Annotated in this window: 21 protein-coding genes; 12 read left to right on the forward strand and 9 right to left on the reverse strand. The window is 57.4% G+C overall.

The features are described from left to right. The 7 genes from QLG03_RS11625 to gstA form a co-directional block, all read left to right on the forward strand. Positions 1–318, forward strand: a 318-nt coding sequence (locus tag QLG03_RS11625) for a hypothetical protein (protein ID WP_282473641.1), incomplete at its 5' end; no start/stop codon positions are given. Next, positions 319–1,371, forward strand: coding sequence for an electron transport complex subunit RsxD (gene rsxD / locus QLG03_RS11630; RefSeq protein ID WP_032453109.1), 1,053 nt, complete (start codon positions 319–321; stop codon positions 1,369–1,371). Positions 1,372–1,381: 10 nt separating this feature from the next. Beyond that, positions 1,382–2,002 (forward strand): electron transport complex subunit RsxG, encoded by a 621-nt coding sequence (rsxG, locus tag QLG03_RS11635; protein ID WP_255987737.1) that lies wholly within the window; start codon positions 1,382–1,384, stop codon positions 2,000–2,002. A 2-nt stretch (positions 2,003–2,004) separates the two neighbouring features. Beyond that, complete coding sequence (locus QLG03_RS11640) at positions 2,005–2,703, forward strand: electron transport complex subunit E (protein ID WP_023289925.1); 699 nt, start codon at positions 2,005–2,007, stop codon at positions 2,701–2,703. Position 2,704: 1 nt separating this feature from the next. Further along, the gene (gene nth / locus QLG03_RS11645; protein WP_023289926.1) at positions 2,705–3,340 is read left to right on the forward strand and encodes an endonuclease III; all 636 of its coding nucleotides are present in this window, start codon (positions 2,705–2,707) and stop codon (positions 3,338–3,340) included. 602 nt (positions 3,341–3,942) lie between these two features. Further along, on the forward strand, positions 3,943–5,448 hold the full coding sequence (gene dtpA / locus QLG03_RS11650) for a dipeptide/tripeptide permease DtpA (RefSeq protein WP_023289927.1): 1,506 nt from the start codon (positions 3,943–3,945) through the stop codon (positions 5,446–5,448). 110 nt (positions 5,449–5,558) lie between these two features. Then, positions 5,559–6,164 (forward strand): glutathione transferase GstA, encoded by a 606-nt coding sequence (gene gstA / locus QLG03_RS11655; RefSeq protein ID WP_004202856.1) that lies wholly within the window; start codon positions 5,559–5,561, stop codon positions 6,162–6,164. Positions 6,165–6,206: 42 nt separating this feature from the next. Here the strand turns inward: gstA and pdxY are convergent, their stop codons facing one another. The 5 genes from pdxY to anmK form a co-directional block, all read right to left on the reverse strand. Continuing rightward, positions 6,207–7,067 (reverse strand): pyridoxal kinase PdxY, encoded by an 861-nt coding sequence (pdxY, locus tag QLG03_RS11660; protein ID WP_023289928.1) that lies wholly within the window; start codon positions 7,065–7,067, stop codon positions 6,207–6,209. 61 nt (positions 7,068–7,128) lie between these two features. Continuing rightward, the gene (gene tyrS, locus QLG03_RS11665) at positions 7,129–8,403 is read right to left on the reverse strand and encodes a tyrosine--tRNA ligase (protein WP_004175868.1); all 1,275 of its coding nucleotides are present in this window, start codon (positions 8,401–8,403) and stop codon (positions 7,129–7,131) included. A gap of 124 nt (positions 8,404–8,527) precedes the next feature. Next, positions 8,528–9,184, reverse strand: a complete 657-nt coding sequence (gene pdxH, locus QLG03_RS11670) for a pyridoxamine 5'-phosphate oxidase (protein WP_032428866.1) — start codon at positions 9,182–9,184, stop codon at positions 8,528–8,530. Positions 9,185–9,241: 57 nt separating this feature from the next. After that, positions 9,242–9,565 (reverse strand): C-type lysozyme inhibitor, encoded by a 324-nt coding sequence (mliC, locus tag QLG03_RS11675; protein WP_032428867.1) that lies wholly within the window; start codon positions 9,563–9,565, stop codon positions 9,242–9,244. 92 nt (positions 9,566–9,657) lie between these two features. Further along, complete coding sequence (anmK, locus tag QLG03_RS11680; RefSeq protein ID WP_023289931.1) at positions 9,658–10,782, reverse strand: anhydro-N-acetylmuramic acid kinase; 1,125 nt, start codon at positions 10,780–10,782, stop codon at positions 9,658–9,660. A gap of 268 nt (positions 10,783–11,050) precedes the next feature. Here anmK and slyB point away from each other — a divergent pair, with 268 nt between their 5' ends. Together slyB and QLG03_RS11690 are read left to right on the forward strand one after the other, a co-directional pair. Next, positions 11,051–11,518 carry an outer membrane lipoprotein SlyB gene (slyB, locus tag QLG03_RS11685; protein ID WP_002907749.1) on the forward strand — a complete coding sequence of 156 codons (468 nt, stop codon included), beginning with the start codon at positions 11,051–11,053 and terminating at the stop codon, positions 11,516–11,518. 224 nt (positions 11,519–11,742) lie between these two features. Continuing rightward, the gene (locus tag QLG03_RS11690) at positions 11,743–13,104 is read left to right on the forward strand and encodes a GGDEF domain-containing protein (protein WP_048297644.1); all 1,362 of its coding nucleotides are present in this window, start codon (positions 11,743–11,745) and stop codon (positions 13,102–13,104) included. A 34-nt stretch (positions 13,105–13,138) separates the two neighbouring features. Here QLG03_RS11690 and slyA read toward each other — a convergent pair whose 3' ends face one another. Further along, entirely contained in the window at positions 13,139–13,579 is a 441-nt protein-coding gene (gene slyA / locus QLG03_RS11695; RefSeq protein WP_004143833.1) for a transcriptional regulator SlyA, read from the reverse strand. 172 nt (positions 13,580–13,751) lie between these two features. On the opposite strand from slyA, the gene QLG03_RS11700 reads away from it, so the two are divergent. The 3 genes from QLG03_RS11700 to QLG03_RS11710 are packed head-to-tail and all read left to right on the forward strand — an operon-like array spanning position 13,752 to position 16,919. Beyond that, positions 13,752–13,988 carry a DUF1656 domain-containing protein gene (locus QLG03_RS11700; protein ID WP_032453115.1) on the forward strand — a complete coding sequence of 79 codons (237 nt, stop codon included), beginning with the start codon at positions 13,752–13,754 and terminating at the stop codon, positions 13,986–13,988. 10 nt (positions 13,989–13,998) lie between these two features. Next, the gene (locus tag QLG03_RS11705; protein ID WP_255987739.1) at positions 13,999–14,895 is read left to right on the forward strand and encodes an HlyD family secretion protein; all 897 of its coding nucleotides are present in this window, start codon (positions 13,999–14,001) and stop codon (positions 14,893–14,895) included. Continuing rightward, positions 14,895–16,919 carry an FUSC family protein gene (locus tag QLG03_RS11710; protein WP_255987741.1) on the forward strand — a complete coding sequence of 675 codons (2,025 nt, stop codon included), beginning with the start codon at positions 14,895–14,897 and terminating at the stop codon, positions 16,917–16,919. The genes QLG03_RS11705 and QLG03_RS11710 overlap by 1 nt, the downstream gene beginning before the upstream one ends. On the opposite strand, the gene sodC is transcribed toward QLG03_RS11710, so the two are convergent. The 3 genes from sodC to QLG03_RS11725 all read right to left on the reverse strand — a co-directional run bounded on the left by sodC (position 16,912) and on the right by QLG03_RS11725 (position 18,690). Beyond that, complete coding sequence (sodC, locus tag QLG03_RS11715) at positions 16,912–17,433, reverse strand: superoxide dismutase [Cu-Zn] SodC (RefSeq protein WP_255987742.1); 522 nt, start codon at positions 17,431–17,433, stop codon at positions 16,912–16,914. The genes QLG03_RS11710 and sodC overlap by 8 nt on opposite strands. A gap of 69 nt (positions 17,434–17,502) precedes the next feature. Continuing rightward, on the reverse strand, positions 17,503–18,399 hold the full coding sequence (locus QLG03_RS11720) for an aldo/keto reductase family oxidoreductase (protein ID WP_023318436.1): 897 nt from the start codon (positions 18,397–18,399) through the stop codon (positions 17,503–17,505). A 48-nt stretch (positions 18,400–18,447) separates the two neighbouring features. Further along, positions 18,448–18,690 carry a DUF1289 domain-containing protein gene (locus QLG03_RS11725; RefSeq protein WP_017901094.1) on the reverse strand — a complete coding sequence of 81 codons (243 nt, stop codon included), beginning with the start codon at positions 18,688–18,690 and terminating at the stop codon, positions 18,448–18,450. Positions 18,691–18,749: the final 59 nt, after the last annotated feature.

Raw genomic sequence — 18,749 nt, forward strand, 5'->3', positions numbered from 1 at the left:
GCGGAAGCCCCGGCGGCCGAGCCGGTCGACCCGCGTAAAGCCGCGGTGGAAGCCGCCATCGCCCGCGCCAAAGCGCGTAAAGCCGAACAGCAGGCCGCGCCGGCTGAAGCCACGGCGGCCGAGCCGGTCGACCCGCGTAAAGCCGCGGTGGAAGCCGCCATCGCCCGCGCCAAAGCGCGCAAAGCCGAACAGCAGGCCGCCCAGGCGGAAATCGCGTCAACCGCAGCCAATGACGACCCACGCAAAGCGGCCGTCGCCGCGGCGATCGCCCGCGTTCAGGCGCGCAAAGCAACACAGCAGGCAGTTAACGAGGAATAAATGGTTTTCAGAATCGCAAGCTCCCCCTATACCCATAACCAGCGGCAGACTTCGCGCATTATGCTGCTGGTGCTGCTCGCCGCCGTGCCTGGCATTGTGGTCCAGACATGGTTTTTCGGCTGGGGCACCGTCCTGCAGATTGTCCTCGCCGCTCTGACGGCCTGGGCAATGGAAGCCGCTATTCTCAAACTGCGCAAACAGCCTGTTGCGTCCACCCTGAGGGATAACTCCGCCCTGCTCACTGGCCTGCTGCTGGCTGTGAGTATTCCGCCGCTGGCCCCCTGGTGGATGGTGGTGCTCGGCACCGCCTTTGCCATAGTGATCGCCAAGCAGTTGTACGGTGGACTCGGCCATAACCCCTTCAACCCGGCGATGATCGGCTACGTCGTGCTGCTGATTTCGTTCCCGGTGCAGATGACCTCCTGGCTGCCTTCATACGAGATTGCCGCCCATATCCCGGCGTTCAGCGATACGCTGCAGATGATCTTTACCGGTCATACCGCCGCCGGAGGAGACATGGCCAGCCTGCGGCTGGGTATCGACGGCATCAGCCAGGCAACCCCGCTGGATACCTTCAAAACCTCCCTGCATGCCGGACATAGCGTCCAGCAGGTACTGCAGTTGCCGGTTTACGGCGGCGTTCTGGCGGGCCTGGGCTGGCAGTGGGTGAATATCGCCTGGCTGGCGGGCGGACTTTTTCTGCTGTGGCAGAAAGCGATCCGCTGGCATATCCCGGTCAGCTTCCTCGTCAGCCTTGGCCTGTGCGCGACCCTCGGCTGGATCTTCTCGCCGCAGAGTCTGGCCTCGCCGCAGATGCATTTGCTCTCCGGAGCCACCATGCTTGGCGCCTTCTTTATTCTGACCGACCCGGTGACGGCTTCGACAACCAACCGCGGCCGTCTGATCTTTGGCGCCCTCGCCGGCCTGTTGGTGTGGCTTATTCGTAGCTTCGGCGGTTACCCGGACGGCGTGGCGTTTGCCGTTCTGCTGGCGAATATTACCGTGCCGCTGATCGATTACTACACCCGTCCGCGCGCGTATGGCCACCGTTGAGAGAGCGAAGATGTTAAAAACCATGCAAAAACACGGCGTCACGCTGGCGCTGTTTGCCGCCGGCTCCACCGGGCTAACGGCGGCGATCAATGAGTTGACCAAAAGCACCATCGACCAGCAGGCGGCCCAGCAGCAGAAAGCGTTATTCGACCAGGTTTTACCTGCCGACCGCTATAATAACGATCTGCTCAAGAGCTGCTATCTGGTCAGCGCCCCGGCGCTGGGCAAAGGCCAACATAAAGTGTGGATTGCCAAAAATAACGACCAGCCGATCGGCGCGGTCATGGAAGCCACCGCGCCGGATGGCTATTCCGGAGCGATCCAGCTGCTGGTGGCCGCCGATTTTAGCGGCACGATCCTCGGCACCCGCGTGACCGAGCATCATGAAACCCCGGGTCTGGGGGATAAAATCGAGCTGCGCCTGTCGGACTGGATCACCCATTTTACCGGGAAAGTCATCCACGGCCAGGGCGACAGCCACTGGGCGGTCAAAAAAGACGGCGGCGATTTTGACCAGTTCACCGGCGCCACCATCACCCCCCGGGCGGTGGTCAATGCCGTTAAGCGCGCAGGCCTGTATGCACAAACGCTGCCTGCGCAACTTCCTGAATTCAGCGCCTGTGGAGAGTAACCATGAGCGAAGTTAAAGACGTCATCGTCCAGGGTCTGTGGAAAAACAACTCCGCTCTGGTTCAGCTGTTAGGGATGTGTCCCCTGCTGGCGGTCACCTCGACCGCCACCAACGCCCTTGGGCTGGGTCTGGCGACGACCCTGGTGTTGACCCTGACCAACCTGACCATCTCCAGCCTGCGCCGCTGGACCCCGGCGGAGATCCGGATCCCGATCTACGTGATGATTATCGCCTCGGTGGTGAGCGTGGTGCAGATGCTGATCAACGCCTATGCGTTCGGTCTGTATCAGTCGCTGGGGATTTTCATCCCGCTTATCGTCACCAACTGCATCGTGGTGGGCCGCGCCGAAGCCTTTGCCGCCAAAAAAGGACCGGCGCTGTCGGCGCTGGACGGCTTCTCTATCGGTATGGGGGCCACCTGCGCGATGTTCGTGCTGGGCTCCCTGCGCGAAATCCTCGGCAATGGCACGCTGTTTGACGGCGCCGACAGCCTGCTTGGCAGTTGGGCAAAGGTCCTGCGCATCGAGGTTTTCCATACAGACACTCCTTTCCTGCTGGCTATGCTGCCGCCAGGCGCCTTTATTGGCCTCGGCATGATGCTGGCGGTAAAATACCTTATCGATGAACGTAGCAAGCAGCGGAAGGCGCAGGCGGCCCGGGCCGACTCTGTCGCACCGTCTGACGCGACAGGGAAAGCGTAATATGAACAAAGCCAAACGCCTGGCGATCCTTACCAGGCTGCGGGACAACGATCCCCACCCCACCACCGAGCTGCACTTCAGCTCGCCGTTTGAGCTGCTGATTGCCGTCCTGCTCTCGGCGCAGGCGACCGACGTGAGCGTCAATAAAGCGACAGCCAAACTCTACCCGGTGGCCAATACGCCTGCGGCGATGCTGGCGCTGGGGGTGGAGGGCGTGAAATCCTATATCAAAACCATCGGCCTGTTTAACAGCAAAGCGGAAAACGTCATCAAAACCTGCCGGATCCTGCTGGAGCAGCACAACGGCGAGGTACCGGAGGACAGAGCGGCCCTGGAGGCGTTGCCCGGCGTGGGCCGCAAAACCGCCAACGTGGTGCTAAATACCGCCTTTGGCTGGCCGACGATCGCCGTAGACACCCATATCTTCCGCGTTTGCAACCGGACGCAATTCGCCCCAGGGAAAAACGTCGAACAGGTGGAAGAGAAGCTGCTGAAGGTGGTTCCCGCCGAGTTTAAGGTCGACTGCCATCACTGGCTTATTCTGCACGGCCGTTACACCTGTATCGCTCGCAAGCCGCGCTGTGGCTCCTGCCTGATTGAAGACCTTTGCGAATTCAAAGACAAAGTTTACGCCTGATCGTCTTACTCACGACCATAGCCTAACTTTAGGTTATGGTCCGCATTTAGCTATTTAACCCGCCGTTAACACCACATAAACCGCATTTTCATGGGCTATTATCCGGTTATATAACAAACAACCAGCTCATTCATTTTTTAGCGTCGCAAAATTTCTATGCATTTGTGATCCAGATCATGCTCGCAACTCGATGTTGAAAGAATGTTATTAAAATGGAAATAAAAGTCAGGCAATACAACGGCTGTTCTAGGATTACCAGGATAATAAGCCATGAATTTTTAGGATAATGGACCATATCACTACTTTATTGCGCAATCAGTAGAATATATCGCCTTTACGGGAAAAATGGGCGAATCAAAAAGATAAAAATAGCAGCGATAACGTAACGGTGAAATTTAACTCTGTATAACATTCATAAGTCCGGAGCATTATACCACTCTGATTATGTGTAACAGATTATTACAAAGGCCTTGCCTGATGCGCCAGGATAGTGAACATTACCTGCCGTTTTCCCTCCAAGAATAACTATAAAGGCGGCGGTCCAACGAGATTGCGCCCCGAACACCCCCCAGTAAATATGGGATGTAAAAAAAGAGGTATATGTGTCTACTGCAAACAATAAACCAGCAGAAAGCGTGAGTCTGAACGCTTTCAAACAACCACGCGCGTTCTATCTCATTTTCTCGATCGAGTTGTGGGAGCGTTTTGGTTACTACGGCCTGCAAGGGATCATGGCCGTTTACCTGGTAAAACAGCTGGGTATGTCGGAAGCGGATTCCATTACTCTGTTCTCCTCCTTTAGCGCGCTGGTTTATGGCCTGGTCGCCATTGGCGGCTGGCTGGGCGATAAAGTGCTGGGTACCAAACGCGTCATTATGCTGGGCGCTATCGTGCTGGCCATCGGCTATGCGCTGGTCGCCTGGTCCGGTCATGACGCCGCTATCGTCTATATGGGTATGGCGACTATCGCCGTCGGTAACGGCCTGTTTAAAGCCAACCCGTCTTCCCTGCTTTCTACCTGCTATGACAAAAACGATCCGCGTCTGGACGGTGCATTTACCATGTACTACATGTCCATCAACATCGGTTCGTTCTTCTCGATGCTGGCAACTCCGTGGCTGGCCGCGCGTTTCGGCTGGAGCGTCGCCTTCGCCCTGAGCGTGGTGGGGATGGTGATCACCATCATTAACTTCGCCTTCTGCCAGAAATGGGTGAAACAGTACGGTTCGAAACCGGACTTTGCCCCGGTGCATATGGGTAAACTGCTGGCGACCATCGCTGGCGTGGTGGTGCTGGTCGCTATCGCTACCTGGCTGCTGCACAACCAGGGTATCGCACGCATGGCGCTGGGCGTCATCGCGCTGGGTATCGTGGTGATTTTCGCTAAAGAGGCGATGGGCCTGAAAGGCGCCGCGCGTCGCAAAATGATCGTCGCCTTCCTGCTGATGGTAGAAGCGATCGTCTTCTTCGTACTATACAGCCAGATGCCGACCTCTCTGAACTTCTTTGCTATCCGCAACGTGGAGCACTCGATCCTCGGCCTCGCCTTCGAGCCGGAACAGTATCAGGCGCTGAACCCGTTCTGGATCATGATTGGTAGCCCTATTCTGGCCGCCATCTATAACAAGATGGGCGACCGCCTGCCGATGCCGCACAAGTTCGCTATCGGTATGGTGCTGTGCTCCGGCGCGTTCCTCGTCCTGCCTTTAGGGGCGAAGTTCGCCAGCGACGCCGGTATCGTCTCGGTTAACTGGCTGATTCTGAGCTACGCGCTGCAGTCTATCGGTGAGCTGATGATTTCCGGCCTCGGCCTGGCGATGGTCGCTCAGCTGGTTCCCCAGCGTCTGATGGGCTTCATTATGGGCAGCTGGTTCCTCACCACCGCCGGTGCGGCAATCATCGCCGGGAAAATCGCCAACCTGATGGCGGTACCGGAAAACGTCACCGATCCGCTGGTGTCGCTGGAAGTGTATGGCCACGTGTTCCTGCAGATCGGTATCGTCACCGCGGTCATCGCCGCCCTGATGCTGCTGACCGCGCCGAAGCTGAACCGAATGACTCAGGACGACAGCGCGGACGTAAAAGCACGCGAAACCGCGGCAGCCTGACGCCGCAGGGAAAACCAATTATTTTTAAGCCGCTAACGTTAGGTTAGCGGCTTTTTTTTTACCCCTGGCGGGACTAACATACAGAAAACTGCAGCCACGAGGAGTAACGCATGAAACTGTTCTACAAACCCGGCGCCTGTTCCCTCGCCTCACACATCGCCCTGCGCGAAAGCGGCCTGGATTTCACTTTGCAGAGCGTGGATCTGGCAAGGAAACAGCTGGAAAACGGGGAAGATTATCTGCTGATCAACCCGAAAGGTCAGGTGCCGGCGCTGCTGCTGGATGATGACATCCTGCTTACTGAGGGCGTGGCTATTATGCAGTACATCGCCGATCAGGTGCCGGACCGCCATCTTCTGGCGCCCGTGGGCTCCGTTGCCCGTTACCAGACCCTGGAATGGCTGAACTACGTCGCTACCGAACTGCATAAAGGCTTTACGCCGCTGTTCCGCCCGGACACCCCGGAGGACTATAAGCCCGTTGCGCGCGCGTTGCTCGAGAAAAAACTGCAGTACGTGGATGCCTCGCTGGCGGATAAACAGTGGCTCACCGGCCATCGCTTCACTATCGCCGATGGTTATCTGTTCACGGTGCTGCGCTGGGGCTATGCGATTAAACTGGATATGGCCGCCTGTGGTCATATCGGCAGCTGGATGGCGCAAGTGGCGGCGCGTCCGGCAGTGGCTGACGCACTGGCAGCGGAAGGCTTAAAGTAAGACCAGAGACTGCCCGGCGCTCTGCCGGGCAGAGTCGGAAAGTTACAGTCGGGTGGCGCTGAAGCAGTGCTCCGGCACAGCAATACGATCCTGCGCCGCCACCACCTGCAGTTCATACTCCTGCATGTTTTTGGTGGTCAACATGATCTCGTACACTGCGGCGGTGACGTGCTCAAGCGCGTCGCGCAGGCTGGCGCCCTGCAGCAGTTTCACCAGCAGCAGACCGCTGGTCACATCGCCAACGCCCACCGGCTGACGCAGGCCAAAATCCACCAGCGGCCGGCTGATATGCCAGGCTTCATCTGCGGTCACCAGCAGCATCTCAAAACGGTCCATGCTCATGCCGGCGCGGGAAAGATGCTTAACCAGCACCACCTCCGGCCCCTGGGCAATCAGCTCCCGCGCGGCGGCCACCGCCTCGCTCACGCTGGCGACCGGATGACCGCAGAGGATCTCCAGCTCCACCAGATTAGGCGCAATGATATCGCTGGCCGGCAGCGCATAGCGCACGTGGAACTCCGCCACGCCCGGGGCGACGATGCAGCCCTTCTCCGGATGGCCCATCACCGGGTCACAAAAATACTTCGCCGCCGGATTGGCCGCTTTTACCTGACGCACGATGCCCAGGATATGCTCGCCCTGTTCAGCAGAGCCGAGATAGCCGCTCAGTACCGCATCACAGGTCTGCAGCTTATCGATAGCGGCGATGCCCTGGACGATCTCCGTCAGGTGCGAAGGCGGCATCACACAGCCGGTCCATTTGCCGTACTGCGTGTGGTTAGAGAACTGTACGGTATTGAGGGGCCAGACATTGGCGCCCAGGCGGCGCATCGGGAACTCGGCGGCACTGTTGCCGGCGTGGCCAAACACAACGTGAGACTGAATGGCGAGGATGTTCTTCATTTTCTTACCACAACCCTAAAAAGAAAAAGGGCGTGGTTTCCCACGCCCTGGTAGTATTTTTTTATTTCCAGCAGACCAGGCAGTAATTCTTCTTACCGCGGCGCAGCAAGGTGTAGCGGCCGAACAGGCGATCGCTGTCGGCAAAAACATATTCCGGATCGGCCTGTTTTTCACCGTTGATGGTCACTGCGTTAGAGGCGACGGTTTTACGCGCCTGGCCGCGGGACGGCTGCAGCTCGGAATCCACCAGCGCCTGCAGCAGATCGGCGCCCTTTTCCATCTCAATCATCGGCACGCCGTCCTGAGCCAGCTGTTCGAAGTCAGCTTCGCTCAGGTCGCTCAGGTTGCCGTTGAACAGGCTCTCGGTAATGCGTTTCGCCGCTTCCAGGCCCTCTTCGCCGTGCACCAGACGCGTCACCTGCTCTGCCAGCACGTACTGGGCGCGCGGCGCTTTACCGCTGTTTTTATCTTCTTCTTCCAGGGCATTGATCTCTGCGATGTCCATAAAGGTGAAGAACTTGAGGAAGCGATAGACATCAGCATCCGCGGTGTTGATCCAGAACTGGTAGAATTTATACGGACTGGTCTTTTTCGGATCCAGCCACACGGCGCCGCCCTCGGTTTTGCCGAACTTGGTACCGTCCGCTTTGGTAATCAGCGGCACGGTGAGGCCAAACACCTGGTTCTGGTGCAGACGACGCGTCAGATCGATACCGGAGGTAATGTTGCCCCACTGGTCGGAGCCGCCAATCTGCAGCGCCACGCCGTGCAGCTTGTTCAGGCAGGCGAAGTCGTAACCCTGCAGCAGATTGTAAGAAAACTCGGTAAAGGAGATGCCCTGATCGTCACGATTCAGGCGCTGCTTCACCGCTTCTTTGTTGATCATCTGGTTAACAGAGAAGTGTTTACCAATATCGCGCAGGAAGGTCAGCACGTTCATGCTGCCAAACCAGTCATAGTTGTTCGCCGCGATCGCCGAGTTGTCGCCGCAGTCAAAATCAAGGAACGGGGCTACCTGTTTGCGGATTTTATCCACCCACTCCTGCACGGTATCCTCGGTATTAAGCTTACGCTCAGCGGCTTTAAAGCTTGGGTCGCCAATCAGACCGGTAGCGCCGCCCACCAGCGCCACAGGTTTATGACCTGCCTGCTGGAAGCGTTTCAGGCATAACAATGGAACAAGATGCCCCAAATGCAAGCTGTCAGCGGTAGGATCGAAGCCGCAATAGAGCGCGATCGGGCCTTGCGCCAGTCGCTCTGCTAACGCTTCCTCGTCCGTCACCTGGGCTACCAGCCCCCGCTCTTGCAATTGTTTAATCAAGTTACTGCTTGCCATCAAATTCTCCATGTATAAACGACTGCACCTCTGCCGGTACACGACTTTTCGCCAGATGCGAAAAGTACATAGAATAAAGCGCCGGCCCTTTCAGCGCCAGCGCTTCGATAACTAATTTCGGCAATTACGGTGCCAGGCGGTCGATTTTCCAGGCGCCGTTATCGCGCTGGTATAAAAAGCGATCGTGCAGGCGATGTTCACCCCCCTGCCAGAACTCCATCTGCTCGATGCTGACGCGGAATCCGCCCCAGAAACTCGGCAGGGGCACTTCACCCTGCTGGAATTTCTGCTTCAGCTCGAGGAATTTGCTCTCCAGGATACCGCGGGCAGAGATCCGGCTCGACTGTTGCGAGACCCAGGCGCCGATCTGGCTGTCACGCGGGCGGCTGTGGAAATATTTGACCACCTCCAGCGTCGACAGGCGTTCCGCTTTGCCGATCACCATCACCTGGCGCTCCAGCATATGCCACGGAAACAGCAGGCTGACCTGCGGGTTATTTTCAATCTGATGGGCTTTGCGGCTGCCGAGGTTGGTATAAAACACCAGCCCTTTTTCGTCGTAATGCTTAAGCAGCACAATGCGCTGATAGGGTTGGCCGCGCTCATCAACGGTGGCAACCACCATGGCCGTTGGGTCGGCGAGTTTCGCGTCGCAGGCCTGACGCAGCCAGCGCTCAAACAGCGGCAGAGGTTCAGCAGGAAGATCGTGGCGACGCAAACCGCCACGGGTGTATTCACGGCGCAAGTGCGCGATTTGCTGGAGTTCGTCGTTATCAGACATGGCCATTGAGGATATAGTCAAAAGGTGGCGTTATTGTGCGCCCCCCGGACAGAAATCTCAACGTTTGGCGGTCTGCAGCTGGCAGTTATCGAGGACGATGCGGTCGCGCTTATAGACGGTGGCGGTATCGCCTTTCGACCAGAAGACATAGACGCCGTCGGTGTAGCGCGCGCCGGAAGCCGACAGCCCCTCTGACAGATTCAGCTGCTGATTGTCATAGATAAAACTAACCTGCTGGCGTTGGTTATTGCGATGGACCGTCAACGGTTTCTGGTCGCATTGATACTCCAGCGTGTCCGTCTGCATCCGCTCGACAAACTGGTTGTAGTAGCTACAGCCCGCCAGCATAAAAGGTACAACTGCGATAAGAATTTTTTTCATTCGTTTGCCTTCGACTTTCCCGGTCACGGAGGGCACTCCGCCCTCCGCTTAACTTGTCCAGTTTACCGGTCGCGTCGTCTTTAAGATTTCAGTTAACTCCGATTCTGCGGCGGGTTAGCAGGGAAAATGGCGCCCAGCACCGTGGCTTCGCTGGCGCCGGTCACGGAGGGCAGATTACCCGGCAGGCCGGCGATCGTGCGCCAGGCCAGCCAGGCAAAGGCCAGCGCTTCCATATCATCGCCGCTGATCCCCGCCTCATCGGTGGTGGAGACTTCGGTTCCTGGCAGCAGGGCCGCCAGGCGCGCCATTAACAATGGGTTACGCGCGCCGCCGCCGCACACTAACAAACGCTCGCAGCCGCCGCTTAACAATACCTGCTCACTGATGGTCACGGCGGTTAATTCCGCGAGCGTTGCCTGCACATCCTGCCCGCGCAGCCCAGGATAACGAGCCAGATGCTGCTCCAGCCAGCCGTAATTGAAATATTCCCGACCGGTGCTTTTCGGCGCCGGCAGGGCAAACCATGGATCGCTCAGCATATCCTGCAGCAGCGGCAGGAGCACTTTGCCTTCGCTGGCCCATTGGGCGTCCTTATCGTACGGTTTGCCCTGCTGGCGCCAGATCCAGGCGTCCAGCAACATATTTCCCGGTCCGGTATCATAGCCCCGCACCGGCTGGCCCGGCACCAGCAGCGATACATTAGCGATCCCGCCGATATTGAGCACCATCCGCCGCTCAACGGGGTGCGCCAGCAGCGCATGATGGAATGCCGGCACCAGCGGCGCCCCTTGCCCGCCAAGCGCCATATCCCGGCGACGAAAATCCCCCACCACGGTGACGCCGGTGTGGGCGGCGATCTGGTTGTTATCGCCAATTTGCATCGTATGCGGCGCGTCGCCCTGGGGTTCATGCCATACGGTCTGTCCATGGCAGCCGATGGCAATAACGTCGGTGGGTTTGAGCTTTTCCTGACGCATCAGCGCCAGCACGGCATCGGCAAACAGCCGCCCCAGTCGGGTGTCCAGACGACCTAGCTGTGAAAGGGTCAATGACTGGCCCTGGCAAATCGCCAGAATCTCTTCTTTTATCGCGTGTGGGATGGGCCAGGTGAGACTGGCCTGCTGCGCCACCATGTTTTCATTGATGGCAGCCAAAACGACATCGATACCATCAAGGCTGGTACCAGACATAACGCCAATAAAGCGACCCGATCTCATACGTTGTTCCTTCATTCCATGACCCTTGTATATCCTTCACTCCACCATAAAGTGTCCGCTAATGCTATGTTGTAATAATACTTTTTAACAATAGAGCGACAATTCAGAGAACATCGTAAAGAACCGGCGTTTAGTTATGGTTGAAGCACCATTAATTATTATTTTTTGTATAGTCCGGAGAGAAGCTATGCCCGCCGACGACTAAATGCCATATAATTAACCGCATGGACGTTCAATTGAACACCTTCGGTGAACAGGAGATTCATAAATGATTTTACGTGTTTTGGCTGTATCGATGATTGGTTTCACGCTCGCAGGCTGCGTGAGCAGCAGCGGCCTGTCCGGCGATGTTTATTCCGCATCTGAAGCCAAACAGGTGCAGAGCGTGACATACGGTACCATCGTGCATACCCGCGCCGTACAGATCCAGAGCGGCGACGACAGCAATGCCATCGGGGCGATTGGCGGTGCGGTGCTGGGTGGGTTCCTCGGGAACACCATCGGCGGCGGTACCGGACGCTCTCTGGCCACAGCGGCAGGTGCGGTCGCGGGCGGCGTAGCCGGTCAGGGCGTGCAGGGTGCGATGAATAAAACCCAGGGCGTGGAACTGGAAATCCGTAAGGATGACGGCAATACCATTATGGTGGTGCAGAAACAGGGCAGCACCCCGTTCTCCGTGGGTCAGCGCGTGGCGATTGCCGGCAGCGGCAGCCAGGTCACCGTCTCTCCTCGATAATCCCTCTGACGATGCGGCCAGTTATGCCGCATCGTATTTTTCCTCTGCATTTATTACACCCTAATAGCTGCGCATTAGCATTCAGACATCTTTATTTTTGAATTGCATTAATCATTGCGCCTGCGCAATATTTTATCAGTCATCCCCGACTACTCTTCTGCACATTACTCTTTTTATGTCGACGCAATATCGTTGCCCTTGCTTTTCCCTGTGGAATATTGTCTATGCCCAAACACATGAATCATATCGTTAAACGTCTTATCGTTTATATTTGTATTTGTTTACTGGCCGGGGTCGGCATGACCGGGTTGACGGACTTTTTTCACACCAGATTCAACAGCACTTCATCTACACTATTTCCTCTGCTGACCAGTTTTCTGATGGTGTTTCATATCACTATTGCCTGTTTTATGGGCATGAAATACTGGAGCAGCAAGCGTCGCCTGTATCTGACCCCTGTCGCTTTCGGCTTTGCCTGTTCGGCGTTGCTGATGCTGGGCACGCTCAGCAGCTATCCGGACTGGCTCAGCTGCAATCCCTCGCCGGTGGTGAAACAAAATGACGCCGTCATATATTATTTCTTTCGCAATATAATGATGGCTATCTTATTCATGTCATCAATTATTTTGTATTACTTCCGCCGGCGCATCATGCATTCCTGGAAAGCCCATGTAATGACTTTCGCGGCATGTATTGTTCTTGTATTAACCATTATTTATTTATCATGGCTGTACTCCAGCCACTCGCCGAAGCTGAGCATCAATTTTATCGACGACCTGAATCATACTTTCACCCCGCTGTGGCAAAGTATTATCAGCTGGCTGCTGATGGCAGTCTGGTTTATCACGCTAATATTAATAATTTGCTTGAGCAAACTGCGCAATATTTTCTGGTATAGCGGCGCTTTTTTTTGTAGCGCATATTTGTTCACCCTCTTCCGGCTGCTCTCTACCGTTGGGGAACTCGATCAGGCCTGGTATCAGGCGCGTTTTTTTGAAACGCTGTGCACCCTGTTCCTGATCCTGGTGCTGCTGGTCGACGTCTTTATCCTCTATCGGGAGTCTAACCACAAGTATGTCAACTCCTACCAGAATTCGATCCGCGACCCGCTGACCCGCCTCTATAACCGCAGCTTCTTCTATGACACCCTAAACCAGCAGCTGGCGAAGGTGAAGGCCCAGCATCCGCTGTCGGTGATTATCAGCGACCTCGACCATTTCAAACGCATCAACGATAACTACGGCCACATCGCCGGCGACAAGGTGATCCAATTTGCCGCCTCGGTGCTGGACAGCCATTCGCGCAAGGATGATGTCGCCGCCCGCATCGGCGGTGAGGAGTTTGCCCTGCTGCTGGTCAACACCTCAGAGAACGAGGCGCAGGCGATCGCCGAGCGCATCCGTCTGGCGGTCAGCGCCGAGCAGACCGCTCTGCCAGAGCGGATGACCATCAGCATGGGGGTGTATACCACCCATGACAGAAGTGTGACGGCGGAGGAGTGCGTCCAGCGTGCGGACGAAGCCATGTATGAAGCAAAAAACAGCGGACGTAACCGGGTGGTGATCTGGCGACGCCAGGGGGGGTAAAAAAAGGCCCGGGATAGCCCGGGCCGCAAAAGGATTAATCTTTTGCCTGGAGATCGAGGATATTTTGTTCAAGTTTACGAATTAAGTGGAGCAACGTCTCCACTTCCTGCTTCGAGACCCCCGAGAGGATTTCATCGCGGGTCTTGCCTATCACCTCTTCCATCTCATTGATCAGCGGTTCGGCTTTTTCAGTCAACTTGATGCGTTTGGCCCGCCGATCGCTTGCGCAGGTCTGGCGAGAAATAAGCCCTTTCTCCTCCAGCTGATCGAGCGTACGCACCAGCGACGGTTGTTCAATACCGATGGCTTTCGCCAGCTGGATCTGCGACTGCTCAGGCGGCAGCTGGTGGATGTTATGCAGCGTGACCCAGTGGGTCTGCGTTAACTCCAGAGGTTTCAGGCGATGGTCGATTAGCGCGCGCCAGACGCGAACTAAACGTGCCAGATCAGAACCAAGTGGCGATTCCAATTTCATCTCCTTATAATTAGCTTGCTAAGTTATTATACTGATTTTAGAATAGTGTGCAGCATTTGAATAATCAAAACAAATGAATTACTTGATTCAACAAAAACCAAAACAATGATTTACACTGTTAAAGAGTAGCACGTCCTGAGGTTATCCCTGTTATGGCAAAGGATTTTTGCTTGTGAAACTGAGTCTTAATTCATCCGGATTGCCGCTGCAGGACCTGATGTTCGGCGCATCCGTCTATTTCCCTCCGTTGTTCAAAGCCGTCTTGCTGGGCTTCTTTATCTGGCTGTTTTTACATCGCCAGCTGCGTGACTGGATGTATGCGGGCGACATCTGGCATCCCCTGCTGATGGATCTCTCCCTGTTCGCGCTCGCGGTCTGTCTGGCCCTGCTGTTATTGATTGCCTGGTGATCTACCTGCTATGAAAAAATTAAAATATTTGTCAACGCTGTTGGTGGCGGCCATCGCACTGGTTGCCGCGTGGTTGTTATGGAATTTCTACACTCAGTCCCCCTGGACCCGCGACGGGAAAGTGCGCGCCGAGCAGGTCGGGATCACCCCTCAGGTCTCCGGCAGTATTCTGCAGCTTAACGTGGCCGATAACCAGCGAGTAAAGGCCGGTGAAGTCTTGTTTACCATCGACGACACCCCCTACCGCATTGCGGTGCTGAACGCCCAGGCGCAGCTGGCGAAAGCGCAAGCTGAGGTGGCGAAAGCGCAGGCGGAGCAAAGCAAAGCCGCCAGCGAAGCCCGCCGTCGCAGAAACCTGTCGCAGAATGCCATCTCGGCTGAAGACCTTGAAAACGCCAATACCGCCCTGAATACCGCCACCACCACCCTGGCGGCCGCCAGAGCGGGAGTCGGTGTCACCGAGGCGGCGCTAAAGCATGCGCAGTGGCAGCTCAGCCAGACGGTAGTCAAAGCGCCGGTGGACGGCTGGGTGACTAACCTCTCCACTCGGGTCGGCGATTACGCCACCACCGGCCATCCGGTCTTTGCCCTGGTGGACAGCCATTCGTTCTATGTGCTGGGCTACTTTGAAGAGACCAAACTGCGCCATATTCGCATCGGCGATCCGGCGCAAATCATTCTCTACAGCAATCAGCAGACGCTGCAGGGGCATGTCGCCAGCATCGGTCGCGCGATTGTCGACCAGAGCGTGGAACAGGGAACCGGGCTGGTGGTCAATATCAAACCGAATATCCCCTGGGTCCGCCTCGCCCAGCGCGTCCCGGTGCGGATTGCCTTTGATAGCTTGCCGGCCGATGTCACTCTGGTCTCCGGCACCACCTGCACCGTCTCGATCGGCGGACAGTGATGAATCTGCAGACCCTGTCATGGCGCACGCTGCCCTGGGTTAAAGCCACCCGACCGCAGTGGCGATACGCGCTGCGTAACGGCATCGCCATGTGTCTTGCGCTGAGCATCGCCTATGCGCTGGATCTGGATGAGCCCTACTGGGCGATGACCTCCGCGGCGGTGGTCAGCTTTCCCACCGTCGGCGGGGTGATCAGTAAAAGTTTTGGCCGCATTGCCGGCAGCCTGCTCGGCGCCTGCGCCGCCCTGCTGCTGGCGGGCCATACGCTCAACGATCCCTGGCTGTTCCTGTTCAGTATCTCCGGCTGGCTGGCGCTCTGCACCTGGGCCTGCGCCCTGTTCACCAACAACGTGGCCTACGCCTTTCAGCTGGCGGGCTATACCTGCGCCATCATCGCCTTTCCGGTGATTAATATCAGCGACAGCTACGAGCTATGGGTGATTGCCCAGTCGCGCGTCTGCGAAGTCATCGTCGGGATCCTGTGCGGCGGGTTGATGATGATGATCCTGCCCAGCACCTCCGATGGCAGCAACCTGCTGACGGCGCTGAAAACCATGCACGCCCGCCTGCTGGAGCACGCCAGTCTGCTGTGGGTACCGGAAACGACGGATGCTATCCGCACCGCCCATGAAAGCGTAATTGGCCAGATCCTGACCATGAACCTGCTGCGCATCCAGGCCTTCTGGAGCCACTACCGCTTCCGTCGGCAGAATCCCCTGCTGAACTACCTGCTGCACCAACAGCTCCGAATGACCAGCGTCATTTCCAGCCTGCGGCGTATGCTGCTGAACTGGCCTGACGCCCCGGCCAATACCCGCCAGGTGCTGGAGTCGTTGCTTGCGGAGCTCGCCACCGCCAATGCTGACAGCTATCACGTCGCCCGCATTCTGGCGCCGCTGGCGCCGCCGCCGGGCGCGGATTACCGCCACCTCGCCTTCTGGGCGCGGTTACGCTATTTCTGTCGCATTTATCTGGAAAGCAGCCGCTGGATCCGCCGGGTTGAAAATGCCTCAGCGATCGCCGAGTTCAATGTTCCTTCCGCACCCGCGCTGACCCGCCACACGGACCAGGCGGAAGCCCTGCTCAACGGCATTCGTACCTTTTGCGCCCTGGTGGCGATAGGCGCGTGGGGGATCAGTACCCAGTGGACCAGCTGCGCGGCGGCCCTGACCCTGGCCTCCATCTGCTGCGTACTCTACTCGGTGTCGGCCTCGCCGTTTCGCTCGCTGACCCTGCTGATGCAGACCCTGGTCCTGCTGTCGCTGTTCAGTTTTGTGGTGAAATTTGGCCTGATGGTGCAGATCACCGACCTGTGGCAGTTCCTGCTGTTTCTGTTCCCGTTGCTGACCACCATGCAGTTACTCAAGCTGCAGTGGCCAAAATTTGCCGGCCTGTGGGGGCAGCTTATCGTCTTTATGGGCTCGTTTATCTCCGTCACCAACCCACCGGTGTACGACTATGCGGCCTTTTTCAATGATAATTTAAGCAAGATTGTCGGCGTGGGCTTTGCGTGGCTGGCTTTTGCGGTGCTCAGTCCCGGCTCGGACGCCCGCAAAGGGCGACGGCACATCAGAGCGTTACGGCGTCACTTTGTCGATCAGCTCAGCCGCCGCCCCCAGCACAGCGAGCACGAATTTGAATCGCTGGTATATCACCACGTCAGCCAGCTCAGTCAGAGCCAGGATGCGCTGGCCCGCCGCTGGCTACTGCGCTGGGGGGTGGTCTTGCTGAACTGCTCCCACGTGGTCTGGCAGCTTCGTGAGTGGGAAACCCGCTCCGATCCGCTCGCCCAGGTGCGCGATCTGTGTATCAACCTGCTGCGCGATGTCATGAGCGAGCGCGGCGTGCAGCAGCGGCCGCTGGCCACCACGCTGCAGGAGCTGCTGCGGATCTGCGAGGTTCTGAACCACCATCATCAGCCGGCGGCCCGGGAGCTGGCCGCCGCGATCTGGCGACTGTATTGCGCGCTATCGCAGCTGGAACAGGCTCCGGTCGCCGGAACGATTGGCGAAAAGATTAATTAATCACCCCGCAGGCAAACCGTTCGCCGCCGCCGCCCAGCGGCTGCGGACTGTCGGCCATATTATCGCCGCCGACATGAACCATCAGCGCTTTGCCTTTCACTTCCGCCAGCGTTTTCAGACGGGGAGCGATAATCGGCTGGTCAGCCACGCCCGCGTCGTTGACCACCAGCAGGGGCAAATCGCCAAGATGTCCGGTGCCCAGCGGCCCTTCATGTTTACCGGTATGTTGCGGATCGTAATGTCCGCCCGCCGCTCCGGCGGCCACGGCTTTGCCCTCTTTCATCGCCGGCTGGCAGCTGCCTTCAGCATGGATATGAAAGCCGTGCTTGCCCGGCGGCAACGCTCGCAGATCGGGAGCAAATTCGAGTCCGCGGTCGGTTTCGGTGATTTTTACACTGCCGATGGATTGACCAACGCCCTGGCTGGTCACGAGATTAAGTTGCACATCTTCACTGACGGCCTGCGCGCCAGCGCAAAATGCGAGGGAAAGGATAGCGAGAATACATCGTTGCATAACACCTCCGGATGGCTGTCTCCCTGTTAAGTGTAAACCAGGAACAGGTTTCCGGAGGCGAAATGCCGGTTATGGCACGTCGTAACCGAGCGCGGCTTTGCGGATACGGAACCACTGCTGGCGGGTCATACTCAGCTTTTCAGCCACAATCGCCGAGCGCACGCGCTCAATTTTGCCCGAGCCGATAATCGGCAGCGGTTGCGATGGCAGGCGCAGCACCCAGGCATAAACCACCTGCTCGATGCTGTCGGCGTTAAGCTCGTGGGCCACCTGGGCCAGCTCGTCGCGCAGCGGCTGAAAGCCCTCTTCATTAAACAGGCGGCCGCCGCCGAGGCAGGACCAGGCCATCGGGCGAATACGCAGCTGCTGCAGCTGATCGAGGGTGCCGTCGAGCAGCAACGGCTGATGCACCGGCGAGATCTCCACCTGGTTGGTAGCAAGCGTAAACGGCAGGCGCGACTGCAGGAGGGTGAACTGGGCAGGGGTAAAGTTCGAGACGCCGAAATGACGTACTTTGCCGCTGTGATGCAGCGCGAGGAAGGCTTCAGCCACCTCGTCCGCGTCCATCAGCGGATCCGGCCGGTGGATCAGCAGCAGATCGAGATGGTCCGTCGCCAGATTACGCAGCGATTGCTCAGCGCTGAGCACGATGTGGTCCCGGTCGGTAATGTAGTGACCGATGGTGTTTTCAGCGCGCGCCCGGGTGGCAATGCCGCATTTGCTGACAATTTCCATTCGGCTACGCAGATGCGGCGCCAGCTTCAGGGCTTCACCAAAAGCGGACTCGCACTGGTAATCACCATAGATATCGGCGTGATCGACGGTGGTAATGCCTAAATCGAGATGCTGTTCGATAAAGCCGACCAGCTCGCCTGGCGACATTTTCCAGTCCATCAGACGCCAGTAGCCCATCACAAAACGCGAAAATTCCGGCCCCTGGGGAGCCATAGCAATACGCTGAACCATAACCGCTTCCTCAATAAAAAAGTGCTCTGAGTATACGTAATTTTTGGCTTAAAACAGTGAGGGTTGCTGCGGTTCTTCCGCCGCCTCTGGCCTGTTTGCGCGGATTTTGCGCAGCAGGCGTTGACGGCACAGACGCAATACCTCCTGTTTCTGCGCATCGCTCATCGTTTGCCAGTTAAAACGTTCCTCACGGCTACGGAAACAGCCGCGACAGTAGCCGCGCTCATCGGTCTGACAAATTCCCCGGCACGGGCTCTGCACCGGGAAAAACTCTAACTGCTCTGCCACCACACGCCTCCTGTCCCCTCATCTCCTTTCATTGAAGACGTTTCCCCGCGCTGACGCAAATT

The sequence above is a fragment of the Klebsiella sp. V115_8 genome (assembly GCF_029967715.1).
GTDB lineage: Bacteria > Pseudomonadota > Gammaproteobacteria > Enterobacterales > Enterobacteriaceae > Klebsiella > Klebsiella quasipneumoniae.